Source organism: Kribbella albertanoniae, assembly GCF_004348455.1.
Lineage (GTDB): Bacteria > Actinomycetota > Actinomycetes > Propionibacteriales > Kribbellaceae > Kribbella > Kribbella albertanoniae.
The window spans coordinates 1-6,169 of sequence record NZ_SMKA01000392.1; the positions used below are offsets into that span (position 1 = coordinate 1).

8 protein-coding genes are annotated in these 6,169 nt (G+C 67.3%); 4 read left to right on the top strand and 4 right to left on the bottom strand.

Features of this window, described 5'->3' with window-relative positions:
* A partial coding sequence (locus E1261_RS42410; protein WP_132415598.1) for an MFS transporter occupies nt 1–611 on the top strand: 611 nt, incomplete at its 5' end.
* Between the two features lie 61 nt (nt 612–672).
* Nucleotides 673–1,851, top strand: a complete 1,179-nt coding sequence (locus E1261_RS42415; protein ID WP_165952837.1) for an alpha/beta hydrolase family protein — start codon at nt 673–675, stop codon at nt 1,849–1,851.
* Here the strand turns inward: E1261_RS42415 and E1261_RS42420 are convergent.
* Entirely contained in the window at nt 1,848–2,279 is a 432-nt protein-coding gene (locus E1261_RS42420) for a GNAT family N-acetyltransferase (protein WP_132415602.1), read from the bottom strand. The genes E1261_RS42415 and E1261_RS42420 overlap by 4 nt on opposite strands.
* A 158-nt stretch (nt 2,280–2,437) precedes the next feature.
* Between E1261_RS42420 and E1261_RS42425 the strand changes: the two genes are divergently transcribed.
* A complete protein-coding gene (locus tag E1261_RS42425) occupies nt 2,438–3,076 on the top strand; it encodes an SGNH/GDSL hydrolase family protein (protein WP_132415604.1) in 639 nt (212 codons plus the stop codon).
* Here the strand turns inward: E1261_RS42425 and E1261_RS42430 are convergent.
* Nucleotides 3,059–3,817 (bottom strand): AIM24 family protein, encoded by a 759-nt coding sequence (locus tag E1261_RS42430; protein WP_132415606.1) that lies wholly within the window; start codon nt 3,815–3,817, stop codon nt 3,059–3,061. The two genes, E1261_RS42425 and E1261_RS42430, sit on opposite strands and share 18 nt — an antisense overlap.
* Nucleotides 3,818–4,037: 220 nt before the next feature.
* On the opposite strand from E1261_RS42430, the gene E1261_RS42435 reads away from it, so the two are divergent.
* Nucleotides 4,038–5,141, top strand: coding sequence for a glycosyltransferase (locus tag E1261_RS42435; RefSeq protein ID WP_132415618.1), 1,104 nt, complete (start codon nt 4,038–4,040; stop codon nt 5,139–5,141).
* Here the strand turns inward: E1261_RS42435 and E1261_RS42440 are convergent.
* Nucleotides 5,134–5,976: a Gfo/Idh/MocA family oxidoreductase gene (locus E1261_RS42440; protein WP_165952838.1), complete on the bottom strand. Its 843-nt coding sequence runs from the start codon at nt 5,974–5,976 to the stop codon at nt 5,134–5,136. The genes E1261_RS42435 and E1261_RS42440 overlap by 8 nt on opposite strands.
* Nucleotide 5,977: 1 nt before the next feature.
* The coding region (locus E1261_RS46705) for a hypothetical protein (RefSeq protein WP_238176791.1) at nt 5,978–6,169 on the bottom strand (192 nt) is incomplete at its 5' end.

Below are 6,169 nucleotides of genomic sequence, written 5' to 3' on the forward strand. Positions count from 1 at the left end.
GTGGGGGGGGCGACGGACTGAAGTTCGTGGTGTCGACGCCGGTGATCCGAGGTGCGTTGATCACGGATCTGGCGGTCACCGTGTTGTCGATGCCGATCAGTCTGTTCCCGGCGTTGAATGCGGAGCGGTTCGGTGGTGATCCGCGGACGCTCGGGCTGTTCCTGACAGCGATCGCGGTCGGGGGAGTGACCGCCTCGGTGCTGTCTGGGTCGTTCACCCGGTTGCCGCGCCCCGGCGTCGTGATGCTGATCGGCGCGGGCAGCTGGGGAATCACGTTGGGCCTGTTCGCCTTCGCGCCGAACCCGTGGATCGCCTTGGCCTTCCTGGCCGCCGCCGGTGCCGCCGACACGGTCTCGGTCGTTGCCCGCAGCACCATTGTCCAACTGCACACCCCCAACGAACTGCTCGGCCGAGTCGCCGCCGCCGAACAGATCGTCGGCAGCGCCGGCCCGAACCTCGGCAACGTCCGCGGCGGCGTCACCGCCCAGTTCACCTCCCCCTTCACAGCCCTGCTCTCCGGCGCCGTGCTGTGCGTCGCCGCAGTCATCACAGTCGCCGCCACCACACCAGGCCTCCGCCAGGACGTCGTACCGGTGCCTTCATCAGACTGATATTCGGTTTCCGTCTTCCGGTGGATCTGCGATGAGGAGGTTCTCCTGGACGATGAAACGTATGACAGCCCTGACCTTCGATGTGCCCGCCCCGACTGGTCCTGACCGGACCGGCACCAGTGCGATGCACCTGGTCGACTCGACCCGGTCGGACGCATCGGCTCCCAGCGGTCAACGGGAGCTGATGGTCAACGTCTGGTATCCGGCCGAACCGGATGCCCGCGGTGAAGTCGCGCGCTACATGCCGCCGAAGCAGGCGCTCGCCTGGGACGAGGACACACGCCTGTCCGGCGATCTCGGGGCATCGGCCGGCTTCGTCGATCTGCCCGAGGTGCGGACCCACTCGCTGATCGACGTGCCGGTCCGGCCGGGAGCGCACCCCGTGGTGCTGTTCTCGCCGGGCTACTACCACAGCCGCTTCCAGAACACCGCGCACATCGAGGAGCTCGCCAGTCACGGGTACATCGTGGTCGCGATGGACCACACGCACGAGACACCGGTCGAGTTTCCCGGTGGGCGGTTGGTGCCGGGCACCGGGGAGCCGATCGCCACAACGCCGACGTACCGGTCCGCGATCGCCGCCCGGGTCGCCGACACCCGGTTCGTCCTCGATCAGCTCGCCGGGTTCCGCGACGGCGTGGCAGCCGATGCCGACGGCAAGCAGTTGCCGCCAGGGCTGGCGGCCGCGCTCGATCTGGAGCGCACTGGCATGTTCGGCTTCTCAGCTGGCGGCTACACGACCGCTCGCGCGATGTTCGTCGACCTGCGGATCGCGGCCGGCGCGAACCTCGACGGGACGCTGGCCGACGACAAGCTCGAATCTCCCACCAGCGAGATCTCCGAGCGTGGACTGGATCGGCCCCTCCTGCTGTTCGGCTCGGACGGCAGCCAGCGGCTCGCCGACCCGAACGACCGGGAGCACTACGACCTGTCCTGGGTCCACTTCTGGAAATCCCACCAGAGCTGGAAACTCAACCTCCAGCTGCCTGGTGCCAAGCACATCGCCTTCACCGACCTCCTGTACGTCTACGCAGACCTGCTCCGGCAGTTGGTCCCCAACGACCTCGAGCTCCGCCAACTTGCCTCGAACCGAACCCTCGGAACGGTCGACCCCGCTCGCGGTCTAGCCGCCCAACGCGCCTACCTCACCGCCTACTTCGACCAGGTCCTCCGGCACAACCCGTCGCCGCTACTGAACGGCCCGTCCGCAGACTTCCCCGAGATCACCTTCGTGCCCTAACCGAGCCGCATCTCCACGAAGGGGACGGTGTCACCGGGAAGCAGATAGGTCTCCACCTCGGCGAAACCGTGCTTCTCGGCGAACCGGACTCCGTCGACATTGCTGGCCAGGATGTGTGTCTCCACGATCGCGCCCTCGGCCTGTTGCAGGCAGTGCTGGTACAGCGTTTCCCCGAAGCCCTGCCTCCGGTACGCCGGAAGGATCCGTGCGATCACGGTTACCGCAGACGTCTCCTCCGACGGCGGTCGCACGGTTGAACAGCCGACCAGGACCTCACCGTCGTACGCGACTTCGAGCACATGGCGCCCGGTTCGCTCACGAACCTCGTCAACCGACAAGTGCGCAGTCGGCACGATCTCGTTGTGCACCCGCTGCCAGTCGAGCAGCGTCACCTCGTCGTGCACCCGGACAATCCTCAATTCGCTCACCGCCCCACCCAACCCCCAGCAGCTTCCCAGGTCAACCACGATCGAGGCGTACAGAACGACTGTTACTAGGTCACCCACGGCGCCCCGCGCCACCGCTGCCACGCCGCAGGATCTCAGCTCACACCAACGTACTAACAGTTCTTCTGTACGCTCGGGAGGTGCGGATTCTCTTTGTCGGGAACAGTTTTACGGCGCGGAACAACCTGCCTGGGCTGCTGAAGGGGCTGGCCGGGGCGCGGGGGATCGAGGTTGAGTCCACGTTGATCCAGGCCGGCGGGGCCTCGTTGCGGCAGCATTTGAATGCGGGGAAGGCGTCGGCGGCGCTTGCGGGCGGCGGGTACGACGTGGTCGTGCTGCAGGAGCAGAGCACGTTGCCGGTGAAGAGTCCGGAGCGGTTCCGGGAGAGTGCGCGGGACTTCGATGCGGCGATCAAAGCGGCCGGGGCGCGGACCGCGCTCTACCTGACGTGGGCGCGCCGGAATGCGCCGGAGAGCCAGGCTGCCCTCACGAGCGCGTACGGCGGGGCTGCGGTTGAGCTGGGCGCGACGCTGATTCCGGTCGGGATGGTGTGGGAGCGGTTCCTCGCCACGCATGACGAACCGGTGCTGCATGACCAAGACAACAGTCACCCGGCCCTGGCCGGCAGCTATCTGGCGGCGTGCGTGTTCCTGATCGCGTTACTGGCTGAGGATCCGGTCGGGATCGACGTACCGGTGAAGGGCCTCGATGCGGACACCGCGACCCTTCTCCAGCAAGCTGCCTGGGATATCTGCGAGCAACTAACGTCCGCCGAGTAGCCCACCGAGGACACCGCCGACGCCACCGTCCTGGCCACTCTGGGTGCCGCTGCCGGTCCCGCCGATCGCGCCGCCGGGTGGCTCTTCGGACGGCTGGACGACGACGAAGCCCTGGCCGGCGAAGCTCATCGTGAACGCCTCACCCGTGGTCCGGCCGAGCAGGGTGCCGAGCCCGATCTGGTCGGCGCGCTGGTAGCCGGTCTGCAGGTTGGTCGACCACGCGATCGCGGCCTGCGGGTCGGCGTACGTCGGCTGGTCCACCGTCAGCACCACCGGGGTGCCCTTGCAGGTGATCGCGAGCCGGCCCTGACCGGAGAACGTGCAGTTGAACAGGCCGGCGTTCGACATCATGCCCATGCCCTGGACGCGCTGGATGTCCCAGCTCAGCGTCGGCTCGAACGCGAGCACGTTGGCGCCGTTGATGCTGAGCCCGTCGTGCGGCCCTTCGAGGTCGATCAGGTAGACGTCGGAAGCACGGTCGGCGAGGAAGACATCGCCCTGCCCCTTCATCTTCATCAGCGGGATACCCTCGCCGGTCAGCTTCTGCTTGATGAACTTGCCGATCCCGCCGGACCCCTGGGCCTCGAACTGCACGTTGCCCTGGTACGCGACCATCGCACCCTGCCGCGCGAACACCTCGCCCCGCAGCTCGACCTTCAGCAGCTTCGAGTTCTGCAGCCGCAGCCCCGGCTGCGCCGACTCCTGCTCCTGGTTCTCCGCAGCGAACAGTTGACTACGCACTGACCTACCCCCTCTTGAGAAACAACCCCGAGCGTAGGTTCGGACGCACCCCACGCCGCAACGGATCCGTGGATCCTGCCCCAATTCCGACTGTCTCTGCCCTCGCCGCCCCCAGCGTGGAACCCTCTCCCCTTCCAAGATATAGCCGAGGGGTGGGCTTGCGGCAAGGCCCGGGTGATGCCGCACGATGGCGGTCCATCACGAGGCGAGGGACGTGCAGATGCGGTTTGTGTTGCTGACCTGGGGATCGCGCGGAGATGTCGAACCGCTCGCTGGACTTGCCGTCCGGTTGCAGCAGTACGGCGCTGAGGTCGTGCTGTGTGCGCCGCCTGACGAGGAATTCCAGGTGCTGCTGGAGCGGGCCGGCGTACCGATGGTTCCGCTGGGTCCGTCGGTGCGGTCGGTGGTGAACAATCCGAAGCCGCCCACTCGGGAGGACGCGCTGCGGTTGGCACCCGACCTGGTTGCTGCGCGCTTCGCCGTACTGCCGAACCTCGCGCAGGGGGCGAAGGCGATCGTCGCGACCGGGTTGATGCCGGCCGGCGCTCGGGATGTGGCTGAGAAGCTCGGCATCGGGTATGCGTTCGCTTCGTTCCACACGCTGGGGTTGCCGGCTGAGAAGACGAACGAGCTGTACCTCGAGGCACTGAACAGCAATCGGTCGGCCATCGGCCTGCCACCGGTGGACGACGTACGGTCACATGTCCGGACCGAGCAGTCGTGGCTGGCTGCGGACCCGACGCTTTGGCCGGCCGATGTGGACGACGTTCTTCAGATCGGCGCGTGGACGCTGCCCGACGAGCGTCCGCTGCCGGCTGACCTGGAGGCCTTCCTCGATGCGGGCGAACCACCTGTGTACGTCGGGTTCGGCAGCATGGCTGCTCATGCGCCGAAGGACATTGCCCGGCTGACGATCGAGGCGGCCCGTGCTCATGGGCGTCGGGTGCTGCTGGGGCGCGGGTGGGCCGAGCTCGCGGCGATCGACGATCGGAAGGACACGTTCGAGATCGGGGAGGTCAACCAGCAGGCTTTGTTCCCGCGGGTGGCCACGGTCATCCATCATGGTGGCGCGGGGACCACGACGACCGCGGCCAAGGCCGGTACGCCGCAACTCGTCGTACCGCGTCTCGTCGATCAGCCGCGATGGGCCGCGAGGGTTGCTGAACTGGGTATCGGTTCTCAGGATTCGGATCCGACGTTCGAGTCGTTGAGTGCGGGGCTCAGTGTCACGCTGGCGCCCGAGACGCTGGCCCGGGCGCAGGCGCTGGCGCCGACGATCGACACCGACGGTACGACGCGCGCCGCCGAGCTCCTGGTCAGGTGAGCTGAGCGTTGATCTGTTCGAGGACGGTGATCGGCGCGAGCAGGGTCGCGTCGTCGAGCGGTGCTCGGCCGGTGGCGAGCAGGTTGAGGAAGACCTTCAGGCCGGGTACGACGTACTGCTCGTCCAGTCGCACGTCGTGGCTCACGAGGCCCTCGCGGCCGACGATCTCGGCGTGGAACGGCACGCGGCCGGTGTCGGTCGGCTGCACGAGTTGGAGGGTGACGAGGACGCCGTTGCTGCGGTAGCGGGCGATGACGGTCGCTGTTGTTTGCTCGACCTGGAGGTCTTCGGGTTCGCCGGGGGCGAGGCGCTGGGCGAGGTCGGCGGCGTGGATGCCGTAGAAGAAGATGCCGCTGTATTCGCTCGCGGGGTCGGCCGGGCCGGTGACGGTGATCGCCTGCAGTTCGCCGACCTGTTGGGTGCCCTGGGCAAGTTTTTCCGCGTCGGCGAGCCAGCGGACGGCCGAGTACGACGTGACCGGGGTGCTCGTGCGATTGGCGGCATCGATGATGGCCTGGGCGTCCGCCGTACTGGCTGCTAGTGGTTTGTCGACCCAGACCGGGATGCCGGCGTCGAGGAACGGTACGGCGTGCTCGCGGTGGAGTTCGCCGTCGCGGTTGGTGACGATCAACGCGTCGACACTGCCGATCAGCTCGGCGGACGTGTTGACGAGCTGGGTGATCGTGCCGGTAGTCGCGAGCGCACGGTTGTGCTCGTCATCGGGACCCACGAGAGCCACGATTCGGGCGGCCTCGGTGATCGGGTCCACGTTGAGGTGGTGGATGATCTCGCGAGCATGACTGTTCTCGGTACCGACAAGCGCGATGCGGAACATTTCATTCCTCCATCTCAACCGGCCGCCCGAGCCGAGCAGACTCATCCACGCAAGCACAGTAGTCAACGACCGCGGCGCCTCCACCAACCCAACCCCAGCCGCCGAGCCGATTGCGCGCCACCGACACAGCCGTACCGACGAACAGGTAGTACTCCCGCCACCCCCTCCAATCCCAGCCGCCCCACGCACACAC

Coding starts and splice junctions, on each gene's coding strand:
- E1261_RS42415 (WP_165952837.1), top strand. CDS start 673: ATGACAGCCCTGACCTTCGATGTGCCCGCCCCGACTGGTCCTGACCGG.
- E1261_RS42435 (WP_132415618.1), top strand. CDS start 4,038: ATGCGGTTTGTGTTGCTGACCTGGGGATCGCGCGGAGATGTCGAACCG.
- E1261_RS42440 (WP_165952838.1), bottom strand. CDS start 5,976: ATGTTCCGCATCGCGCTTGTCGGTACCGAGAACAGTCATGCTCGCGAG.